This is a genomic window from Pedococcus sp. P5_B7 (genome assembly GCF_054049895.1).
On sequence record NZ_JBFULM010000002.1, the window covers coordinates 753,808 to 774,705 of the forward strand.

Sequence of the window (20,898 nt, forward strand, 5' to 3'; positions counted from 1 at the left end):
GCTTTCCTCTCAGTTGCGCCGCCGTCGTCTCAGTCGAAGACGAAGACGCCTTTACCGATCTTGCGCTGGTCGAACAGTTCGTAGGCGTGCTCCGCCTCGTCCAGTCGGAACTCGTTCGTGAACAGCGACTCCACGTCCAGGCCCCGCTCGGCAACGAAGGCAGCGCATTCCTCCTGCTCGTTCTTGCTGAACGTCAACGAGCCCAGGATGGTCTTGTGGCGCGAGATGAGTTCATCGCTGTCGACATCGAGCGCACCTGGCGACACACCCACCATGCAGGCGGTGCCCCAAGGGCGCACTGCCGCGATGGCCTGCTGGCGTGCGGACGCGTTGGCGCTGCACTCGAGGGACTTGTCCGCCCCTTCGCCGGTCCACGTCAGCGCGCGCACGGCCGCCACCAAGTCAGGGTCCCGTCCGTCCACGAGGTGGTCAGCGCCGAACTTCTCCGCCATCGCCAGGCGCGAGTCCTCGACGTCCACGGCGATGACGCGGGCTCCGAACGCCTTGGCCAGCAGGGTGGCGCTGAGGCCGACCGGACCCTGACCGAAGACAACGACGGTCTCGTCGGCGGCCAGCGCAACCCGCCTGAGGGCAGCGAAGGCCGTGCCGGTCCCACACGAGACGGCGGCACCGGTCTTGAACGACAACGAGTCCGGCAGCTTGATGAGCGTGTGCGCTGGAACGCGGATGAAGTCCGCATGCCCACCATCCGCGTTCAGGCCACCGAAGACCCGCCGGCCGTTCGTGCAGTACTGCGTCCAACCCCCACGACAGTGCCGGCACGTCCGGCAGCCGTCGTAATGGTGGACCATCACCCGGTCACCCGGGGCGGCCTCGCTCGGTCGAACTGCCGAACCCACGACCTCGACTACACCACAGGGCTCGTGCCCCTCGATGACCAGCTCCGGGCCGGTACGCACCGGTCCGTGCAGGTGGTGAAGGTCGCTGCCGCACATACCGGATGCCTTCATCCGCACCACGACCTCGTCTGGCGCAGGCGTCGGGTCAGGCAACTCGCGGACTTCGAGCTTGCCCTCACCCAGGAAGTAGACGCCCCTCATGACAGCCTTTCGCCTTCAGCAGAACGACTCCGCAGGGCAGCGTCGTAGACCAGGGCCGCGGCCCGCGGAGTCATGAAGTCGTCGACCCGGGGGGCGCGACCGTCAAGACCCAGCAGCACCGGGAGCTTGCCACGGAAGCCTTGGGCGAGCGTGCCGAGGACGAGTCGCAGCCGGTTCATGGACTGTCCTGCGTCATGACCTCAGCACCTTTGCTTTCGATTGACCGCCTAATGAGCCACATCTGCGGGTCAGGGAGGAGTAGGGGTCCGTGTCAATCCATCTATGTTGAGCACTACGATATCCTACAGTGTGGGATATCTACAATAGTCGGATCGTCCGGATGGCGTCGTGCCTGGTGTCTTGCTGTACGCGCGAGCCACTGTGTAGATATTGACGGTATCTCATTTTATGGGATATGTTCAGTTCTACGGACGCTTCTTCTCAGCTCCGACCATTCACCGCGCTTCACGCAACCTGAACGTTCACGGGCAGGTCAGCCTGCGCCGAACGTGCGACGCCTCGAGGACGACAATGACGACGGAACCTTCGACCCACACGCCCCATGACTCCGGCGTTCCGGCCTCCGCGCGAGACTTCAGCGTCCAGGACAGGGTCGTCATAGTGACTGGCGCCGGCCAGGGCATCGGCCGGGAGCTGGCCCGGCAGTTCGCCGCCGCCGGAGCCACCGCCGTGGTCGCCGACCTGGACCTGGGCAACGCCGAAGCGGTCACCAAGGAGATTCACGAGGCCGGCGGCCTGGGCCACGCCGTCCAGGTGGACGTTGCCGAAGAGTCGTCGGTCACGGCCATGGTCGAAGCGGTTCTCGAGCGATGGGGCCGCGTCGACGTGCTCATCAACAACGCTTCCATCTTCGCAACCCTCGAAAAGGGGCCGTTCGACCAGATTCCGCTCACCGAGTGGAACCGGGTCCTGGCAGTCAACGTCACCGGCACGTTCCTGTGCGCTCGAGCAGTCGCCGCCCCGATGCGCGCGGCCGGCTTCGGACGCATCATCAACGTGTCATCCGACGCAGTCACCCGCGGCACCGTCAACTACCTGCACTACGTCACGTCGAAGTCTGCCGTGATCGGCATGACGAACTCCCTGGCGCGTGAGCTCGGCCCGCACGGCATCTCGGTCAACTGCGTGCGGCCCGGCAGTGTCGCCACTGAGGTCGACCGTGCCGTCAACCCCACGACCGAGGTGCGCGAACGCGCCGCGTCCCTCCAGTGCATCCCTCGGGGCATGGTCCCCCCCGACCTCGTCGGAATCATGATGTTCCTGGCCTCGCCGGCCTCGGAGTTCATCACGGGCCAGACCATCGCGTGCGACGGCGGCTACACACACAGCAACTAACGGCACGACTCACAGACACCGCAGCAGGCGAACCACAGGCAGCCCCAGGAGAGCCACCAATGAAGCAGTTCCCGCACCTGTACATCGACGGCGACTGGGTCGAACCCGTCCAACCGCGCCACATCGAGCTCGTCGACCCCACCCGTGAGGAACCGTTCGCCTCCGTCGCCGTGGGTGGCGCGGCCGACGCAGAAATCGCCGTCGCCGCAGCCCGACGCGCGTTCGACACGTTCTCCACCTACTCCGTCGACGACCGCATCGCCCTCATCGACCGCATCGTGCGCGCCTACGAGACCCACCTGGACGAGTTCTCCGAGCTCATCGCCCGTGAAGTCGGCATCCCGGTCAGCAACCGCGCCCAAGTCACCGGACCAGCACAGCACATGCGGGTGGCGCAGCAGGTGCTGCGCGACTACCCATTCGAGTCCCGCATCGGGTCAGCCATCGTTCGACGCGAACCCATCGGGGTCTGCGGGCTCATCTCCCCGTGGAACTGGCCCATCCAGACCGGCGTCATCAAGGCCATCTACGCCCTCGCCGCCGGATGCACCGTCGTCGCCAAGCCCAGCGTGAACTCTGCCGCCAGCGGCGCCCTCCTTGCCCAGGTCATGCACGAGGCCGAGGTCCCGGCAGGAGTGTTCAACCTCGTCAACGGCAGCGGCCGCGACGCCGGCGACGCCCTGTCCCGCAGCGTCGACGTCGACATGATGTCGTTCACCGGGTCCACCACCGCCGGCCGGCAGGTGAGCGCCGCCGCCGCAGAAACGGTCAAGCGGCTGTGCCTGGAGCTCGGCGGCAAGTCAGCCAACGTCGTCCTCCCGGACGCCGACCTCGAGCGGGCCGCGCGCTGGAACATCCAACGGGCCTTCTTCAACGCCGGACAGTCCTGCCACGCCCCCACCCGCATGCTCGTCCACCACAGCCAGGTCGAAGCCGTCACCGAGTACCTCGTCGACGAAGCAACCCAGTTCCGCCTCGGCGACGCGCTCGACACCACCACCACCATGGGCCCAGTAGTCAGCGAGTCCCAGGCCAAGTCCATCCGCAACCTCATCCAGAGCGGCATCGACGAAGGAGCCCGCCTCGTCACCGGCGGAACCGAACAACCTGACGGTCTGGACCGCGGCTACTTCATCAAGCCCACCGTCTTCACCGACGTCACCCCCGACATGACCATCGCCCGTGAAGAGGTGTTCGGACCTGTCCTGGCCGTCATCGGATACAGCGACACCGACGACGCCATCAGCATCGCCAACGACTCCCCGTACGGCCTCGGCGGATACGTCTTCGGCACCGACCACGACCAAGCACGCACCGTTGTGAACGCCCTTCGCGCCGGACGCATCAGCTTCAACGGTGCCTCCACCGACTCCTACTCCCCCATGGGCGGGTACAAGCAGTCAGGTGTCGGCCGCTCCATGGGCCGGTTCGGACTCGAGGAGTACCTCGAGGTCAAGTCCGTGTACGGGTTCGACGAGCAGGCGCAGGCACTGCCGGCCACGTTCAGCTGACGCCGCCCTAGTCACCGAGGAAGAACGGACACCATGAGCAACGACACCGCGCCCTTGCTGCGCAACCACGCCAAGGAAAAGCTGGCCGCGGGGCAACCGGTCTACTCGATGACCGTGCGACTGGTGCGGTCGACCGACATAGCGTCCATCGCGTACACCGCAGGCTTCGACTCCGTCTACATCGACCTCGAGCACAGCGGGTTCCCCCTCGACGCGCTCAGCCAGATCTGCATGGCGTGCAACCACCTGGGCGTGACCCCACTGGTCCGAGTACCCGGACTTGACGCGACCCTGATCGGACGTGTCATGGACCTCGGCGCCATGGGCGTCATCCTGCCCGGCGTCGAGTCCGCCGACGAGGCCCGCGCCGCCGTCAGCGCCGTCAAACACGCGCCCCTCGGCGCGCGCTCGCTGGCCGGAGCCGCCACCCAGCTGCACTACCGGCCACTTCCTCCAGCTCAAACGGTCCGCGAGCTCGACCAGTCCTCCATGGTCGTGGCGATGATCGAGTCGCAGAAGGGCCTCGCTGCTGCGGACGACATCGCAGCAGTCGAAGGCGTGGACATGCTCCTTGTCGGCGCCAACGACCTGAGCGTCGAACTCGGCGTGGCCGGACAGATGGACGACGAACGCATCGACAAGGCATACCGGCGCGTCCTCGACGTGTGCCGCACCCACGGCAAAGCGGTGGGCATCGGCGGCCTTGGCGGTCGACCCGACCTCATCCGCAAGTATCTGCAGCTCGGTGCACAGTACGTCTCCACCGGCAACGACATCTCGTTCCTGCTGGCCGCCGCCACCGAGAAGCGGAGGCAGTTCGACTCGTGACGCCCAACGACGAAACGCATCCGCCTACGATCTGTGTCTACGGGGCGGGAGCCGTCGGCGGCCACCTCGCCGGACGGTTCGCTGCACAGGGCAGTGAGGTGTCCCTGATCGCGCGGGGTGCACAGCTGGCCGCCATTCGCGAACACGGGCTCAGGGTAGAAACCCACAACGGGGTTCTGGTGTCACACCCCTTTGCCACAGATCAGCCCAGCGACCTGCCACAACAGGACATCGTCTTCGTCACGGTCAAGGCGCCAGCGCTGCCAGCGATCGCCGAAAGCCTTGCGTCACTGCTGCACAAGAACAGCCTCGTCGTGTTCGTCGGCAACGGCATCCCCTGGTGGTACTTCCACGACCACGGCGGCCCCCTCGAGGGAACGCGTATCCCTCGGCTGGATCCGGGAGATGGACTGTGGAACCGCATCGGTCCGCAGCGTGCCGTCGGCGCCGTCGCATACACCGCCTGCACAGTCCTGGCGCCGGGCGTGGTCCGGGCTGAGAATCCCATCAACCGCCTTCTGCTGGGGCGCCCCGACGGCCTGCCCGACAAACGCCTCTACCGCCTCTCTTCAATGCTCAGCCCGAGCGGGCTCGACGTTACTGTCACCTCCGACATCCGCAGCGCCATCTGGGCAAAGCTGTCAATGAACCTCATCGGCGGGGCACTGGGAGTTCTGAGCGGCTCGCCAATGAAGGACACGCTTCAACACGCGTCTATCGCAGCCGCCGCCGCGACCATGAGCCGCGAGGGCGAAGCCATCGCACGTGCCCTCGGCTGTGACCCAGGTGACCCAACGCAGGGCCTCGCCAAACTCGCACAGTCGGCGCACCTGCAGAGCGTTGTCCAAGACCTGCAAGCGGGTCGACCGATGGAGATTGACGCGTTATTCCGCGTCCCCCTGGACCTCGCCGACATGGTCGGTGTCCCGACGCCCACGTTGTGCCTCATGACCGAGCTCGCCACGCAACGAGCCCGCTCCGCAGGACTCTACAAAGGCACCGCCGCCTAGCACTCGGCTTGGGAGGGCTTATATCTGCGACAGGTCTGGCCACGGGAGGAACGGCACCTTCTGTCAGCCCCAAAATGGCCGCAAAGACCGCGCGCCATCCACGGCCACCTGCGCGGATTCATATACGGCTCAAAGGCAAATACCCGAGTTGGCTCTGCGGTTGTGAGGTGACGCCAACAGTTGCCAGTCCAGATCCACGGAAAAATGCGTCCCTCAGACTATTGACGGATTCCCATAGTATGGGAATACTCAACTCAGCGGACGACAAGGGTGTCGGTCACCTTGCAGTAGAAAGACACCGGCCCCGGCCCATGCTCCGCGCCACGTCGAATCCGACGGAAGCTGGAGGACTGGAACCATGACTGTCGACCCAATCGCGGCCGAACGCGCCACGAACTCGCGCGGCGACCAGCGCCTGACCGACCTGAAGTACCGGTGGCCGGCCCGCTACCGGGCATCGTGGGCCGCGCTGCTCCTGGTCATCCTGGGCGCCGCGTTTGTTGCCCCCCACGCCCTGAGTGGCGACTCGGTAACCCTGGTCACCGCACTGGCAGGCGTCCTCGCCCTGGCGTCCTTCGGTCAGGTGCTCATCGTGACGACCGGGGCGATCGACCTGTCGATCTCCGCCATCGTCTCCGTCGCGGCGGGCATCGTCGTGCACTACGCAGACTCCGGCACGAACGTATGGGTATTGGCCCTCTTGTCGATCGTGGTGTGCGCAGTGCTGAGCCTCATCAACGGCGTACTCATCGTCATCCTGCGCCTCAACGCCTTGATCGTGACTCTTGCGACCGTGGGCGCGATCACCGGCCTGATCCAGCTATGGACCGGGGTCGCATTGTCCGCCAGCGCCCGGACGCCGCAGCCGCTCGTAGACATCGCTCAGGCCCAGGTCGGAAACATCAACGCCGTGTTCATCGCGGCCGTCATCACCGGAGCTGTGCTGTCGTACGCCCTGAACAAGACCCGCGCGGGAAAGTCCATCGCCCTGGCCGGCTCCAACCCGCGCGCCGCGGAAATGCTGGGCATCAGGGTCAAGCTCGTTCACCTGAGCGCCTTCGCCCTCGCCGGGGTCCTGTACGGCATCGCCGGCGTCATGCTTGCCGGCTACATCAGCTCCCCGGATGTCCTGTCCGGTGCCAGCTACCAACTGCTCGCCATCACCGTGGCCGGCGTCGCGGGAGTGCTCTTTACCGGGGGCCCGGCCAGCGTCGCAAGCGTCATCGGGTCGTGCGTCTTCCTGGTCCTCCTGGACCAGGTGCTCTCCATCAAGGGAATGGACGCGGGCCAACGAGTCGTCATCCAAGGACTCGTGCTCGCAGTAGCCGTCGCGGCGATCACCGTGAGCCAGAAGGGGGCAGCCCGCTTCAACAGGCTGCGGCCACGCCGAACCACCACCTGAGCGGTCGATGGCCGCCACAAGAACGAACCCAAACAACAAAACACCCGGGCGTGATGCGCCAGCAGCGCACCACGCCCTAGCCCCGAAAGGTATCTCCATGTCATCCAACTCCGCACGTCGCTTGGGACGGCGCTCCGGGCGATCCGCCGTCGCGTGCGCCGCCACATCCGTCGCCATGCTCCTGCTCGGCGCTTGCGCGAGCACCACAGGCGGCAGTTCCTCCGGCTCCGCCTCCGGAGGGACCGCTGGCGGCAACTTCAAGGTGCCAGAGGCGTCGGCCGAAGCGCGCCAGACCGCCCTCGAACACGGCTTCCTCAACAAGGACCTGAAGTACGACAGCCTCAACCCGGTCCTTCAGTCGGCCATGAACAAGGTGGCCACCCCGTTGACGGACAAGCAGTGGGCCAAGGTCCAGGAGTGCCTCAAGGCGACGTCCTGCGAAACGGGCAACGGCGGCAAGCTCACGGTCGGGCTCGCGTGGGACGGAATCAACCCGTGGCGGCAGACCTCCCGGGCTGAGACGACCGCGCAGGCTGTGCAGTCCCCCGAGATCGGCAAGATCGTCTACAACCTCGGTGAGGACGTGCCGAAGCTGCTCGCCAACATCAACAGCATGATCGCCCAGCGGGTTGACATCATCATCATCAACACCGTGTATGGCGCGGCCGTTCTGCCCGCCGTGCAGGCCGCCAAGAACGCGAACGTGGCGATCATCCAGGTGGGCTCACCACTGCCCGAGCAGGTCGTCAAGCAGCTGGCAGGCCAGGCAAGCGAGGACCTGTGTTCACCTCAGGAGCTCACTGCTGAGCAGCTGATCARGGACTTCCCCAACGGTGGCACCTACGGCCTGTACACCGGCGTCCCCGGCAACGGCAGCGCCGCCGTCTGGCAGCCCTGCCTGACCAAGAAGCTGGACGCCGCCGGTTGGAAGAAGGCCATCCAAGGCTTCACCCAGTGGACCGAGCAGGGCATGGCCCAGCAGGGCAACGCCCTGTACGCCTCGGGCAAGAACCCCAACTTCGTGGCCTACGACTACACGCTTGAGGACTTCATCTCTCCGTATGTCAAGGCCGGGAAGAACCCTCCGGTGGTGGGGTCCGACGCGGAGAACTACTCCCTCCTTACCGCGACCCAGGAAGCCAAGAAGAAGGGCATCGACGTCAAGGCGTACATCTCCACCGGCCGGTCGTGGTTCCCCCGCGTGGGCGTCGACTACGGCATCGCACTCAAGGCCGGCAAGAAGGTCGACCCCTTCATGATGCCGACCGGTGCCGCTTCCCTTGACGACCTGCTGGCCAACTTCGACCCGGCCATGCCGGCGAACGCACCCATCCCCACGTACTTCACGCCCGCCCAGGAGCAGTGGATCCTCTCCGCTCAGGGCTGACCCCACTCACCCGTTCGGGGTTGTCCCCGCCAGGTCACACAGTCGACTCGGCTGGGGCAACCCCGGACAGTACTTAGGAAGCAGCAGCAGCATGGAGACCACAGCCGTTCTCGAGGACACCCCCGCGACCCAGCAGCGTTCGAAGACCACTGCGCTCGAGGTCATTGGGGTTACCAAGTCCTTCCCAGGCGTGCGCGCGCTAGACAGCGTGAACTTCGACTGCATGGAGGGCGAGGTGCACGCCCTCGTCGGCGAGAACGGCTCGGGGAAATCGACCATGATCAAGGCGGCCTCCGGCGTGTACGACATCGACGAAGGTCGGATCGTCATCGGAGGTGAGGAGCTGGGCCGAGGGGGTGTGCAACGCTCCCGGCGTCTGGGGCTGATCACGGCCTACCAAGACACGTCCCTGGTGAACGAGCTGACCGTCGCAGACAACATTGCGCTGTCCTTCAACGCTATCGGCGAGGCCAAGCCACCGGACCTGATGCGTTACCTGGGGCGCTTTGACCTCCCATTCCGGCAGTCCGACCTCGTGGCCGCGTTGGGTCCCGGCGCCCGCCAGCTGCTCGAGGTGGCTCGTGCCATGGCTCACCGGCCGAAGGTGCTGATGCTTGACGAGCCCACGGCCGCACTCGACATGAAGCTGGCGGAGAAGCTGGAGGAGATCATCCGGCAGGCCCGCGATGACGGCACCGCCATCGTCTACGTGAGCCATCGGCTGGCGGAGGTTCGACGGCTCGCCGACCGCTTGACCGTGATCCGCGACGGTGAGATCCAGGGGACATACGCGCACTCCGACTGGGCTGTCGAGGAGATCGTCGAACTCATGGTGGGCGCCCCCACCTCCCTGGAGTTCCCGGATCGCACGGTGCCGACCGAGCCCGCCACCCGTCTGGAGCTGAAGGCGCTGGAGGGTAATGGTTTCGGCCCAGTGTCCCTCATCGTCGGCTCCGGCGAGATCGTCGGAATCGCCGGTGCCGAGGGCAACGGCCAGCGCCAGCTCCTTCGCGGAATCATCGGCATGGACCTGTCGGGCGGCTCCGTCGCTGTCGAAGGAAAAACCCTGTCCCGAGTCTCCCCCTCCAACGCGCTGAAGTCCGGAATCAGCTTCCAGAGCGGCGACCGCGTCAAGGAGTCCATCTTCCCCGGCGCATCCGTCATGGACAACGCCACGAGCCAGTACGGCGAAGAGTCAGGGCCGTACGGAACCTCTTTGGCCAAGCGGCTGCTGCCCGCCTACCGACGGGCGAGCAAGCGCCTGAACATCGTCGCCGCCTCCCCGTACATGCCCGTCGAGGGCCTATCAGGCGGCAACCAGCAGAAGGTCGTCCTGGCCCGGCCGTGGCTGCGGACGCCAGAAGTGCTCATCGTTGACGAGCCGACCCAAGGGGTTGACGCCCGAGCCCGCCTGGACATCTACGCGACCCTGACCAGTGCAGCGCAAGCCGGGGTTGGAGTCCTGGTCAACTCCTCCGACTCCTCCGAGCTCGCCGGTCTGTGTGATCGCGTGTACGTCATGTCGCGCGGGGTCGTCGTCGAGGAGATCGTCAAACCTGAGTCCGAGGGCCAGATCGTCCGCAGTTTCGTTGCTGCGACCGATGTGTCCGAAACTCAGGTTTCCCTCCGCGAGAATCCCGGCCTGCGCTGGTTCGACCGCTTGGCCGTGCACACTCCCATCATCGTGCTGCTCATCCTCATCGCAGCTCTGGCTCTCTACACGGGAAGCCGGGTACCGGTCTTCTGGAGCACGTTCAACCTCAGCAGCTGGCTGATACTCACGCTGCCACTGGCATTCGTGGCCCTGGCGCAGCAGTACAACCTGATATCAGGGCTCTTTGACATCTCCATCGGGTCCGTGATGAGCCTGACCGTCGTCATCCTGTCCTTCACCCTTCCGGACATGTCGGCCGGCTCCATCCTGAAATCCTTCGTCGCTCTGGTGGCCGCGGTCCTTGCTGTCGGGGCCTTCAACTCCGTCCTCATTGAAAACCTGAAGGTGACGCCCATCGTCGCCACCGTTGCCTCCCTGGGCGTCGTGCAGGGTGTCGCCATCTGGCTGCGACCGGAGTACGGCGGGATCATCGCGCCTGAACTGAACACCATGTTCGCTCAGGGCGTTGCGTTCATCCCCACGACGTTCATCCTGGTCATCGTGCTTTCCGTGGCGCTCGAGTGGTGGCTGTACAAGAGCCGGCTCGGGCTCGCCTTGCGAGCCACGGGGCTTCGTTCAGACTCGGCCCTGCGAGTTGGATGGCGGGTCAACCGGATCCGGACCGGCGCCTTGTTCATCTCGGTCCTCGGTGCCGTGGTGGGCGGGATCGTTCTGGCCAGCCAGGCGGGTGCTGGCTCAAACGGGGTGGGTTCAACCTACGCACTGCCCACGTTCGCCGCTGTGTTCCTCGGTGGTGCCGTGATGACCGGCGGCCGCGGTTCGTTCATCGGGGCGCTGCTCGGGGCGCTGTTCCTGTCTCTCATCAACAACGCGGTGCCGCTTCTGGGCATCCAACCCGCGTGGGCGCAGATCCTCAACGGCCTGGTTCTACTCGTCGCCATCGCCGCGTACGCCGGGCTGGACAAGGCCCGTCTGCGAGCCCTGCGGAGGCCATGATCAAACTCAGATCAGGTGCGCGACGTGTCGGTGCTAGCGACAACCACGTGGCAGCGCCGGACTGCGGCACGACTGCCCCGGACGCACGTTCCGGTGACGACTCGCCCCTCCCGTCCAGCTCAACCATCCTGGCGACCTGGACAACCGGTACTACGCGGGGCGCGACCAACCATTCAGAAGGAGTGCAAGGATGACCGATTCAGGTGAGAACGGGTTCTACAAGGGGAAGGTCGCCTTCGTCACGGGTGCGGGCGGCGGCATAGGCCGAGCCACCGCCGTTGCATTCGCCCAGGCTGGCGCAGACGTCGCGGTGGCCGACCTCTCCGAGGAGGCCGTGAAAGAGACCGCTGCACTGGTGGAGGCCGCTGGGGTCAGAGTCGTTGCCCTGACCCTTGACGTGCGCGATTCCGAGCAGGTCAAGACTGCGCTGGACCGTGTCGTTGAGGAGCTCGGCGGTCTCGACGTCGCGTTCAACAACGCTGGCGTTGAGCAGCCCGGCGCTCCCCTTCACCAGCTGGACGAGGACACCTGGGACCGCATCCTGGCGGTGAACCTGCGCGGCGTCTTCCTGTCCATGAAGCACGAGATTCCCCTGCTGCTCGCCCGTGGAGGCGGGGCCATCGTGAACACGTCATCTGGGGCCGGCCTAAGGGGCTTCGGCAACGGCGGCGCTTACGCTGCCTCGAAGTTTGGGGTCATCGGAGTGACCAAGGACGCCGCGCTGGACTACGCGGACCAGGGCATCCGCATCAACGCCGTCTGTCCCGGCATCATTGACACTGCCATGATCGAGCGCTTCTCCGGCGGCACCGAGGAGGGTTACGCGCGCATGGTGGCGCAGGAGCCGATTGGTCGCCTCGGTCGACCCGAGGAGATTGCCGCCACCGTCCTGTGGCTTTGCTCCGACGCAGCCTCGTTCGTGACCGGGCACGCCATGGTGGCCGACGGCGGCCAGACCGTCTAGGTCGGACTCCCCCAGCTGGCGCGGGGGAGGTTCGATGCTGCTCGCCCCGTCCCCGCTGCCGTTCACCGATGACACGGCTCAGACCACCTGAGACACGCACGTGTGAAGGGTGGACTCGAGCTGTGCGCTGAGTTGTCCCATCGGCCACCGACCCAGAAGCGCTGCCGGGCCTTCGCCACCCGAGAACGGCGCTGCCGAAGTGTCGCCCTGGGTCGGCCAACTACCGGATGCGCAGTGCCTTCAGCAGGCGCGGGTTGTTGGCCACGGCGGAGAAACGACATGGCGAGCCCACCAGCTGCGACCGCGATCTGGTCGTCGCGGTCATCCTCGAGCAGCGATGGCCACGCCTCCGGCTCGTCGCCGAGCCGAGCCAACATGGCGGCCAGCTTCGGGAACTGGTCTAGCGGAAGGGTGACGACGAGTTCGTCGCGCCCGTCGATATTCGTCGTGATGTCCAAGTCGAACGCTGCAGCGGCGGCGCGGAAGTTCGCGGTCTCAATCCAGTCGCCTCGACCGCGTCCACTTCCCCACGTGTCGCACTGCCATGCGACTTCGGTTGCGGAGACTGCTTTGGCGCTGCTGTTCCACTGCGAGTCGAGCCAGTGGGCAGCGCGGAACACGTCACCTGCTGCAGCGGCGATCTCAGATGGGATGACCTGTGAGTCGTTCATGGGTTTGCTCCTTGGTCCACGCGGCGCCTTTCGCGCCACGCCACGGAACCGCTCTCGAGGGGCCAGATTGGGCAACCAGGGCGTCTGCGCGTACGTGCAGCTCAGCCCGGGCCCTGCGCGGTCGCGTTGCCACGCCGCTGCGCAACGTTCCGCGCGGGGGCGGCTCTGCACTGACGAGTAGGCATGAGCGGTGCCGCAAGGGTTCGCGGTCGCCCTTGGACTGGTTCGGGCTGACGGCTGAGATGCCTTCAACGAAGAAGGGCGACCAGGTCCGCGCAGTTCTCCAGGTTCTCGAGGTGTTCGGCCACGTGCAGAGCCTGGCCGGTTCGTTGCGCCGAGGGCGGCGCGATGCTGACGCTGGCGCAGTCGGCGAACTTGCGCCCAAGGTCTTGCCAGGTCAACGGGTACTGGGAGCTTCCGGGGATGTCGTGCCCGGTCCGCACGTAGCGTTGTCCGTTGTGCAGGATGACTTCGACGCGACCCGGGGGCAGGTCCAGCTCCCAGTTCAGTGAGTCATCTGGTTCGGGCAACACTTTTTGTGCCATGTCGAGCACTTCGGGCGAGCGCAGTCCGTCTGCGGAGAAGTCGGCGATGCCAACGCCCCTGCGAACGGCCGCCACCGCGACAAGGAACGGAAGGCTGAACTTCGCGTCGACGAGAGTTGCCGGCTGTCGGCGCGCGTCCAGCGGCTCACACATCAGCTGGTGGTAGTCGCCGACGTGGACACGCAACTGGGCAATCTCGTTGGGGACGATGTTGTGGTCGACCATGAGGCCGATGGTGGCGCTGATGTGGCTGTGCGCTGTTCCGACCGCAGGCCACATCTTGTACAGGGTGGTGGACCCTTGGAAGTCTTTGCCGAGGTCGGTCAGCATTGCGTCCCGGTCGTAGCTGCCTGCGAAGTATGTGGCGAAGACTCCGTACTCGCCTTCGAAGAGCTGGTCGACTCCGGTCACTCCTTTGTCGGCCATGAGCGTGGCGAGAACGGCGCCTTTGGCGGAGAAGCCGGCGTACAGAGCGCGCAAGTTGCTTCCGGTGCCGGCCACGACCTCCATCACTCCGCTGGACTGCATGCTTGCGATGCCCAATGCGTGCTTTACCTGAGTTGCGGTCAGGTTGAGGATGCGGCTGGCGGCGGCTGTGGCGGCGTACACGCCGAGGACGGTTGACAGGTTCCAGTCCTTGCGCCAGCCGACGTTGCGTCGAAGCCGCGCGAACACGTCCTGCCCGACAGCCACTGCCGTGATGAGCTCCTTGCCAGTGACCGTGCCGCGGCGCTCGGCGACGGCGAGGACGGCCGGGACGATGGAGCTCGCACTGTGCTGTCCCCACGGGGTCTGGTCATCGAAGTCGAGGCAGTGAGCCATGGCGCCGTTGGCGAAAGCTGCAGCCACGGCGGGTACCCGGTCCCCGAACGCGAGCACGGTCGACTCGGGTCGCCCACCCGCTTCCCGGACCAGTTCGACGACTCCTTGGACGGCTGGTTCCGTTCCGCTGGCGGCGAGGATGACCCCGACGGTGTCGAGGATGCTCTTCTTGGCTGCATCGACAGCTGCGGCAGGCAGCTGGTCGTAGGTGGAGGCGGCGATGTGAGCAGCGAAGTGCTCGACCAGGTCGGCGTCGGTGGCCATTACGTGGCCGGGGCAGAACCCGCAGCGTTGTCGCGTTCGCGGGCGAGCGCGGCGTCAACGGGGGCGTTGTCCACGTAGATCCGCTGTTCGGTGAACTTTCCCTCGACGATGGTCAGGACCGTGCACGCAGGAATCGAAACCTGCTGCCCGTCAAACAGGTTCCAAACCCCGATCGATTCGTATGCGACTACGCCGTTGTCGAGCTCCCACAGGTTGACCAGGTCGTGATGCAAGGACCGGACAGTGCCGAGGACAGCGGTCATGGTGTCGATGACGTTCTGCCGACCGGTGATCGTGGGGCTGTTGCCGAACGTGAGCGTCATGTTGTCGGCGTAGTAGGAGCCGAACTTGGCTGGGTCGCCTGCTTCCATGGCCGCGTAGTACTCGGTGAGCAGATCCGCAGCCGGCCCGTTCGTGGTCATGTTCGCTCCTTGCAGGCGGTCGGTGTGTCGCCAGGTCTCAGGTCATGGTGTCGTGCCGGTGGAGCCGGTGGTGGGACGTCCGGTGGCGCCATCGCGGGAGCGATCCAGCCTCACCGGGACAGGGGAAGGGACGTGTACACGAACGTGGCGTTCTCGTCGTGAGGGTTCCGCAGGTCGTGCACGCTGGCCGGCAGGACGATGGTGTCGCCTGGGCCCAGGGCGACCTCACCGTCCTCCAGGACGATGTCGAGCCGCCCAGTCAGCATCGTGATGACGTGCATCGAGTCGTCGTAGTGAAGGTCAACCGGCCGGTCGGACGGGGTGGGTGGCACGGTGAGCACCCTGACCACTCCCCCAGCCGGGGGCGCGGCCAGCCCCACAACCTCGTCGCGGGCGCCGTCGTCGTCGAGCCGTGCCGGTACCTCTCCCTGCCACCACACCTCCTCGATGGTGACTCCAGTTGGCGGGTGCGCCAGCGCCATGTCACGGGCGTCGCGCGTCACGGTTGACCGGCCGGCGTCGTCGACACCGACGACAACTCGCCTGTGGGACGAAACCATCGTTGGCTCCTTTCAACGGCAGCCCATCCAGACCACCCCACCAGCCAAGGGGGAGTCTCCCCGAGCTGGCAGATGTGGTCAGGGACGGCAAGCCGCAGCCATGCTTGTTGAACCAGCTGCTGAGTGGGCGGGGCAGGGCAACCCCACGTCGGTCAGAACGTGTGCAGGACAGCCCGGAAGAACTCGGTCGGCTCCAGCGCTTCGATGGCTACGGTGCCCTCGTTCGGCAGGAACTCGTATCCGGTTTGCGGCCCATACTTGGCGTCGTTGGCCGTCACCTGGCCGTCGATCTGGAAGAGAATCTCGATCGACGACTGCTCACCGGCCTGGTACACGGCGCCGGCATCCAGGCGCAGGAAGCCGATCTTGAGGTTGCGCTCGGTGAAGATGCCGACCCACTTCTCCTGTGCTCCGCCGTCGCCGACGGGCAGCCAGTCGAACGCGTTCGGGTTCATCGCGATGACATCGGTGTACCGCGGCTCAGCGAACTCGAGCTTGTGCCCCATCGCCTTCTCGAAAATGGCCAGCGACCCGTCCGCCTCCTGCTCGACCCCGTTCTCATCGACCCAGTGGTACATGCCCTTCTTGAACTCGCCGGTCTCGTTGAGCTCGGCATTGGTGGCTTCGCGCTGGGCGACGCTGAGGTACCCCTGACCGCTGGCGCCGCCGCACTGCAGAACCATGGTGCGAAGACCCTCTTCGCGCTCCTGGGGGCCGTAGTGCACGCTCTCGGGGAAGTATGCGACCCAACCCTGCGGCAGATAGTCCGTCTCCGAGTACGGCAACCTTCCCTCGATCACGTACCGGATCTGGTCGAAGTTGTGCCGGTGCCGCGGCGTGCGCCAACCACCACCGCCGGTGACGCCCAGGTTCAGGTCGTAGTTGTTGGGCGAACCGTCCACCCCGAACAGCAGGTGCTTCTGGTCGAGCTTGCCCTCACGCATGCTCCCAACCGCTTCGCTGCCGGTTTCTGCCGCCGTACTGACTCGCATGTTCGCTCCTTTTCGTCTCGGCGGCATCCGTCCGCACGTGCGTCGCTGCTCGTACGTGGGCCAAACCGACGGAATAACAGTATCCCAGATAGCAGGATATTTTCAATGGCTCGTGGGCGTCGTTTTCCCTGCGATCTAAGCGTTGGTGCGACCGTCAGGTGAGGTAGGGATCGGCCCAGGCGCTGATGATGCGGGCGGCTCGTTTGGCCTGGCCGGGCCCGGTCAGGAGGTGGTCGGCTCCTTCGAGGGACACGAAGCTGCGGGGGTGTCGGGCCGTGCGGAAGATGTCGCTGGCGTTGGCGATGCCGACCGTGTTGTCGGTCGGTGAGTGCATGATGAGCAGTGCACGGCGAAGGGTGCGGATCTGCTCTTTGAGGTCGGCGGCGCGCACGTCCTCGATGAAGTGTCGTCGCAGGGTCAGAGCCTTGCCTCCGATGAGGAATGGGGCTTCACCATCGGCCATGATGCGTTCGACGAGGGCGTCGTAGTTGTGCTCGACGTGGCCGGGGTCGTAGGGCGCGCCGATGCTCACGATCGCTCGGACGTCAGGGAGGGAGGGCGCGGCGGCGATGACCGCGGCCCCGCCGAAGGAGTGGCCGACCAGGAGCCTGACGCTTCGGCCGGTCTCGCTCAGGTAGCGAACGGCCTGTGAAGTGTCGGCGACCTTGTTGGAAAACGAGCCATTGCCCCAGTCGCCCTCGGATGCGCCAAGGCCGAGATTGTCGAATCGGAGCATGCCGATTCCCTCATGGGCGAGCTGTTTGCAGATGCGGCTTGCGGCGGGACTGTCCTTACCCAGGGTGAACCCATGAGAGAAAACACCCCAGCCGCGCACCTTGCCGGCAGGGTGGTCCAGCAGGCCAGCCAGACGCGGTCCGCTGGTGCTCGGGAACGACACGGACTCAGCCACGGCGCCCTTCCTCTCATAGAGTGACGACCCCGGACGGTCAGTCACGGTTGGGGAACCATGTTGCTGCACCTCGAAGCCGCTGGGGGTGTACGCGGTCAGACGTCAGTGGCCGTGAGGTGGGGCCGCTCGGTCCGGTGCGGATGCCCGCCCAGACCGGCCAGCGCGGCAGCACTGGCCACATGGCCGAGGTCGTCCAAACATCGCCGCCACGCCTGCGGGGCGCAATATGACGCGGATCACATCCTCGACTGTTTGCGCATCCTGCACCGCCCCGGACCTTCAAGGGAATGACAGCAAAGGCGCTGTCATTCCTCCCCGGGGCTGACCTAGTGCGCACTAGGTCGGCCACCATCCGGGCACGGCCGGTGTGATTCCCGGCCCAGAGAGGTTGGACCTACCCCGAATCGGAACAATGCCGGTAAGCCAGCCTCACAACAAGCCCCAGTGACTCTGTCACTGGGGCTCTGTTGTTCGTCAGGTGAACCGGCAGGCAGCGCACTGGTCAGTCGGGGACCATCTCGGTTGACCAACGTATGCATCCACATCCACATGATCCTCTTTGCTTCTCCAGCAGCCAGCCTCATTCCGATCCCGGGTCCGCGGGTGTCACGACTGCCGCGCTTCCGCGGCCGCCGCGAGAATCTTCTCCGGGCAGCACTCAACCATGAGGCGCAGCAAACTCGCCTGGGTCACGTACCGCCTCCGGGACTTCCACCGCACTTCCAGCTGACCGCCCTCAGCCCACGCGCGCATCTGCGCATTCGGCGACTCGAGCAACGAGCAAGCCTGTGCCCAGTTCACCAGCGCATCGCAGCGTCGTCCCGGCACCTGCCGCCGCGAGAGTTCGGCGTCCAGGCTTTCCTTGGTCACCATGCGGCGTCCATCCGCAGCCCGGTCGTCCTCTACGAGGACCCCGGTGGTGATCATGTGGATGAGAACAGGCACCTGCATCCCAAGTGCCACGGCGGCCTCCGACGTGGGAACCGCGCGAGCACGCAGGTCGTCCTGCGCCTTGAAGTGCTCACGCACGGCCGTGGCAACGCCCGACGGCACCAGGTAGTCACGCTCACCGCACGGCTCGAGCTCGCGCGCGCCGCCTCGGATGAACCGGTACACCGCGTGGTACGGGCGGTCCAGCTCGTCGGCCAAGTCACGCAAAGTCACCCGCCCGGACAGCTCGTCCTTCACCTTGAGCACATCCTGAAGGCGCGCACGCCTCTCGCTGCCGCGGGCACGCCTCACTTCGAGGACTGACGGGACGTAACCAGAGGCGAGCCAGCGCCGAGCGGCTCCTACGCTCACCCCAAGCTCCACCGCAACCTCCGAAGCGCCGAGCAAGTAGTCGTCGCCGTCGGTAGCAAGCACGAGCCAGCCGCACGCGACGAGCTCGGTGTCGATTCGAACCGCATCGGCGGCGAGTGCCCTCTGGTTGCCCATCGTGCACCGAACCGAGGTGGGCACCGTCAGGCCGCGCCCAACCGCCGCGCGGAGCTCGCGCTCGGAGACGGCTGCAGCCTTGAACTCCTCCTGGAGCTGAGGGTCGTCGAGAAGGTAGTGCCTGTGAAGCACAGCCTCGCCGCCGACGTGGCCAGCAATCCGCTGTGCCGCGCGGTCACTGATGCCCGCGAGATGCAGCTCAGTGAGGATGGTCCGGCGCATGTTGTGTGGCGTCACGGAGAACACCTTGCTGACGTCGAGGACCTCAGGAACGTCAACGCCGAGCTCGTTACGCACCGAAGCCGCAGCTGCCTTCAGGGCAGAACGAAAGCCCTGCTGACCACCCGCGTCCTGGCGCTCCAATCCCGGGATCAGCCTCGCCTCATGCCGGATGCTCCCATCAGAATCAGTGTGGAAGACCGCAATGACGATCCTGACGAGGTCCATCAGGATGGGCGGCGCGACCACAACGCGGTACGAGCTCGTGTTCTTCAGCTGATCGGAGCTGTCGCCTACCTGAACATTGCCAGCTTCGTCCCGGTACTCGAAGCGCCTGCCACCCTGCCTCTCCAGGGCGATCACGCCGGGCAACCCCTCCCCGTGGTCAAGAATGTCACCAACCCGAATGCCGTACGCCTCACCGATGCGCACACCCAGGATCCGCATGAGCCACAAGGCGAACTGATGAACCACGTGCAGCCGCTGAGCGATCTGCACGCAGACCACAAGCGGAACCGGCACCGGGCGGTATTTCCGGTTCCGTGGCGACCTCGGCATCTTCAAGCTGGCACGGTCCTCCGGCACCCGAACGCTCAAGTCCTTGGCGTGCGCGAAAACCGCGTTGAATGCCCACATCGCGTCGGCCGCCACGTCCGGCGACAGCACCCCCTGGGTCTTCGGGCCTCGCCGCAAATGCCCCGTCGGGCCGAAGACCGCCTCGGAGAACACGTCACGAACGCGGAAGACATCTGCACCCTCGACGCGAGCGGCCGGCACAAGCACGCCGTCCTTGATCCGGCGCTTCAGCGTCGACTCAGACGGGCACTCCTCTTTGTAGTTGAGCAACTGCTTCTTGGTCATCAGGGCGTCGGGGTCGAGACCGGACGGCACGGCCACGGAAGTCGCTGCCACGGTCGGCCGCATGAGCGACAGTTCCAGGTCCAGAACGTGACTACGTGTCATCGTCTCCATGACCAAGCCCCTTTCCTCCATGAAGTCAGCGATCCGCGCGATGTGACGCTCGACCGTGCGCTGCCGGGGGACATCGCCGCGCCAGAGAGTCTCGAAGTGCTCGGCGATCCACTTCTCGCCCATGTCGCGGAACGACGTCCCCCCGGTGGTCGCAACACGCTGAATGGACAGCTGCTCAGGACGCGGTGAGGTCACGGGCTCGCCCGCGTTCACCTGGTCGCACGCAGACGCCAACCAAGCGGTTGCATCGGCGCGATTTACGAAGGTGTGCTGCACGCGCTGGGTCGCTCCCCGACGAACTGGCAGGCTCGCTTCCCAAGCGCCGCCGGTCGTCTGCCTGAGCGAGCCGGTCAACGGCCGGCTCATCGCTGCACCTGCGGCTTCGTTGCTACGAGGATGTCGATCATCGACTTCCGCTCGGCGGCAAGCTGCGTCATGGACGACAGCTGCTCCTCCAGGCGGATGACCCGCTCCCGGAGCTCTGCCACCTGCTTGGACTCACGCCGTCCAGCCACCTGGGCCGCGAGAGACGCCACCTGGGCTGCCTCGATGTCTCCGGATGCGACCAAGTCGCTCACCGGGATGCGCCAGGTACCTCGACCACCGGTGTCCTTGACCGCGTTAGGCCAGCGACCGGCGTCCTTCCACCGCTTGATCGTGGACAGGTCCTTGCCGAGGGCATCGGCAACGTCCGCCATCGTGAGGGTCTCGTCGGCGGCGTAGGTGCGCGGGGCCTCGCGGCGAAGCGCTTGCATGGTGTCAGTCATGTGCTGGCACCGTCCGTAGCCCTCGACGGTGCGCAGTCCCCCACCTCCAGCAGGTTCAAGAACCGGCCCTGAGGGGCCGCGGGTGACCCAGAACGACCCAGGTCCCCACTCTTGTGAGCGCCAGGAGGATGCCGCCGGCGCACAGGATGGCCGTGGGGCAGACCTGGTGCGACCTAGGTCATGCCCG

General features: G+C 65.9%; 18 protein-coding genes. 8 read left to right on the forward strand and 10 right to left on the reverse strand.

The window, feature by feature from the left end; translation table 11 throughout:
• Positions 1-29: 29 nt before the first annotated feature.
• A complete protein-coding gene (locus tag ACXJKD_RS06405) occupies positions 30-1,061 on the reverse strand; it encodes a zinc-dependent alcohol dehydrogenase family protein (protein ID WP_457253635.1) in 1,032 nt (343 codons plus the stop codon).
• Positions 1,058-1,240: a hypothetical protein gene (locus ACXJKD_RS06410; protein ID WP_457253636.1), complete on the reverse strand. Its 183-nt coding sequence runs from the start codon at positions 1,238-1,240 to the stop codon at positions 1,058-1,060. Before ACXJKD_RS06410 ends, ACXJKD_RS06405 begins: the two co-directional genes overlap by 4 nt.
• A gap of 352 nt (positions 1,241-1,592) precedes the next feature.
• Here ACXJKD_RS06410 and ACXJKD_RS06415 point away from each other — a divergent pair, with 352 nt between their 5' ends.
• The 8 genes from ACXJKD_RS06415 (at position 1,593) to ACXJKD_RS06450 (ending at position 12,130) form a co-directional block, all read left to right on the forward strand.
• The gene (locus ACXJKD_RS06415) at positions 1,593-2,417 is read left to right on the forward strand and encodes an SDR family NAD(P)-dependent oxidoreductase (RefSeq protein WP_457253637.1); all 825 of its coding nucleotides are present in this window, start codon (positions 1,593-1,595) and stop codon (positions 2,415-2,417) included.
• 59 nt (positions 2,418-2,476) lie between these two features.
• A complete protein-coding gene (locus ACXJKD_RS06420) occupies positions 2,477-3,928 on the forward strand; it encodes an aldehyde dehydrogenase family protein (RefSeq protein WP_457253638.1) in 1,452 nt (483 codons plus the stop codon).
• 33 nt (positions 3,929-3,961) lie between these two features.
• Positions 3,962-4,756, forward strand: coding sequence for an HpcH/HpaI aldolase family protein (locus ACXJKD_RS06425; protein ID WP_457253639.1), 795 nt, complete (start codon positions 3,962-3,964; stop codon positions 4,754-4,756).
• Positions 4,753-5,766, forward strand: coding sequence for a ketopantoate reductase family protein (locus ACXJKD_RS06430; protein ID WP_457253640.1), 1,014 nt, complete (start codon positions 4,753-4,755; stop codon positions 5,764-5,766). Before ACXJKD_RS06425 ends, ACXJKD_RS06430 begins: the two co-directional genes overlap by 4 nt.
• Positions 5,767-6,124: 358 nt before the next feature.
• Entirely contained in the window at positions 6,125-7,168 is a 1,044-nt protein-coding gene (locus ACXJKD_RS06435) for an ABC transporter permease (RefSeq protein ID WP_457253641.1), read from the forward strand.
• Positions 7,169-7,265: 97 nt separating this feature from the next.
• Positions 7,266-8,555 carry a substrate-binding domain-containing protein gene (locus ACXJKD_RS06440; RefSeq protein ID WP_457253642.1) on the forward strand — a complete coding sequence of 430 codons (1,290 nt, stop codon included), beginning with the start codon at positions 7,266-7,268 and terminating at the stop codon, positions 8,553-8,555.
• A 91-nt stretch (positions 8,556-8,646) separates the two neighbouring features.
• Positions 8,647-11,166, forward strand: coding sequence for an ATP-binding cassette domain-containing protein (locus ACXJKD_RS06445; protein WP_457253643.1), 2,520 nt, complete (start codon positions 8,647-8,649; stop codon positions 11,164-11,166).
• A gap of 190 nt (positions 11,167-11,356) precedes the next feature.
• Complete coding sequence (locus ACXJKD_RS06450) at positions 11,357-12,130, forward strand: SDR family NAD(P)-dependent oxidoreductase (RefSeq protein WP_457253645.1); 774 nt, start codon at positions 11,357-11,359, stop codon at positions 12,128-12,130.
• Between the two features lie 62 nt (positions 12,131-12,192).
• Here ACXJKD_RS06450 and ACXJKD_RS06455 read toward each other — a convergent pair whose 3' ends face one another.
• The 8 genes from ACXJKD_RS06455 to ACXJKD_RS06490 form a co-directional block, all read right to left on the reverse strand.
• Positions 12,193-12,801, reverse strand: coding sequence for a hypothetical protein (locus ACXJKD_RS06455; RefSeq protein WP_457253647.1), 609 nt, complete (start codon positions 12,799-12,801; stop codon positions 12,193-12,195).
• A gap of 248 nt (positions 12,802-13,049) precedes the next feature.
• Positions 13,050-14,432, reverse strand: a complete 1,383-nt coding sequence (locus tag ACXJKD_RS06460; RefSeq protein WP_457253648.1) for an MmgE/PrpD family protein — start codon at positions 14,430-14,432, stop codon at positions 13,050-13,052.
• Positions 14,432-14,854 (reverse strand): nuclear transport factor 2 family protein, encoded by a 423-nt coding sequence (locus ACXJKD_RS06465; RefSeq protein WP_457253649.1) that lies wholly within the window; start codon positions 14,852-14,854, stop codon positions 14,432-14,434. Before ACXJKD_RS06465 ends, ACXJKD_RS06460 begins: the two co-directional genes overlap by 1 nt.
• Positions 14,855-14,964: 110 nt before the next feature.
• Positions 14,965-15,414 carry a cupin domain-containing protein gene (locus ACXJKD_RS06470; RefSeq protein ID WP_457253650.1) on the reverse strand — a complete coding sequence of 150 codons (450 nt, stop codon included), beginning with the start codon at positions 15,412-15,414 and terminating at the stop codon, positions 14,965-14,967.
• 152 nt (positions 15,415-15,566) lie between these two features.
• Positions 15,567-16,406: a hypothetical protein gene (locus tag ACXJKD_RS06475; protein WP_457253651.1), complete on the reverse strand. Its 840-nt coding sequence runs from the start codon at positions 16,404-16,406 to the stop codon at positions 15,567-15,569.
• A 154-nt stretch (positions 16,407-16,560) separates the two neighbouring features.
• A complete protein-coding gene (locus ACXJKD_RS06480) occupies positions 16,561-17,316 on the reverse strand; it encodes an alpha/beta hydrolase family protein (RefSeq protein ID WP_457253652.1) in 756 nt (251 codons plus the stop codon).
• Between the two features lie 606 nt (positions 17,317-17,922).
• Complete coding sequence (locus tag ACXJKD_RS06485) at positions 17,923-20,310, reverse strand: hypothetical protein (protein ID WP_457253654.1); 2,388 nt, start codon at positions 20,308-20,310, stop codon at positions 17,923-17,925.
• Positions 20,307-20,711 (reverse strand): hypothetical protein, encoded by a 405-nt coding sequence (locus tag ACXJKD_RS06490; protein ID WP_457253655.1) that lies wholly within the window; start codon positions 20,709-20,711, stop codon positions 20,307-20,309. The genes ACXJKD_RS06485 and ACXJKD_RS06490 overlap by 4 nt, the downstream gene beginning before the upstream one ends.
• Positions 20,712-20,898: the final 187 nt, after the last annotated feature.

Coding starts and splice junctions, on each gene's coding strand:
- ACXJKD_RS06475 (WP_457253651.1), bottom strand. CDS start 16,406: ATGCGAGTCAGTACGGCGGCAGAAACCGGCAGCGAAGCGGTTGGGAGC.
- ACXJKD_RS06485 (WP_457253654.1), bottom strand. CDS start 20,310: ATGAGCCGGCCGTTGACCGGCTCGCTCAGGCAGACGACCGGCGGCGCT.
- ACXJKD_RS06465 (WP_457253649.1), bottom strand. CDS start 14,854: ATGACCACGAACGGGCCGGCTGCGGATCTGCTCACCGAGTACTACGCG.
- ACXJKD_RS06455 (WP_457253647.1), bottom strand. CDS start 12,801: ATGAACGACTCACAGGTCATCCCATCTGAGATCGCCGCTGCAGCAGGT.
- ACXJKD_RS06415 (WP_457253637.1), top strand. CDS start 1,593: ATGACGACGGAACCTTCGACCCACACGCCCCATGACTCCGGCGTTCCG.
- ACXJKD_RS06405 (WP_457253635.1), bottom strand. CDS start 1,061: ATGAGGGGCGTCTACTTCCTGGGTGAGGGCAAGCTCGAAGTCCGCGAG.
- ACXJKD_RS06420 (WP_457253638.1), top strand. CDS start 2,477: ATGAAGCAGTTCCCGCACCTGTACATCGACGGCGACTGGGTCGAACCC.
- ACXJKD_RS06410 (WP_457253636.1), bottom strand. CDS start 1,240: ATGAACCGGCTGCGACTCGTCCTCGGCACGCTCGCCCAAGGCTTCCGT.
- ACXJKD_RS06435 (WP_457253641.1), top strand. CDS start 6,125: ATGACTGTCGACCCAATCGCGGCCGAACGCGCCACGAACTCGCGCGGC.
- ACXJKD_RS06450 (WP_457253645.1), top strand. CDS start 11,357: ATGACCGATTCAGGTGAGAACGGGTTCTACAAGGGGAAGGTCGCCTTC.
- ACXJKD_RS06425 (WP_457253639.1), top strand. CDS start 3,962: ATGAGCAACGACACCGCGCCCTTGCTGCGCAACCACGCCAAGGAAAAG.
- ACXJKD_RS06460 (WP_457253648.1), bottom strand. CDS start 14,432: ATGGCCACCGACGCCGACCTGGTCGAGCACTTCGCTGCTCACATCGCC.
- ACXJKD_RS06490 (WP_457253655.1), bottom strand. CDS start 20,711: ATGACTGACACCATGCAAGCGCTTCGCCGCGAGGCCCCGCGCACCTAC.
- ACXJKD_RS06445 (WP_457253643.1), top strand. CDS start 8,647: ATGGAGACCACAGCCGTTCTCGAGGACACCCCCGCGACCCAGCAGCGT.
- ACXJKD_RS06470 (WP_457253650.1), bottom strand. CDS start 15,414: ATGGTTTCGTCCCACAGGCGAGTTGTCGTCGGTGTCGACGACGCCGGC.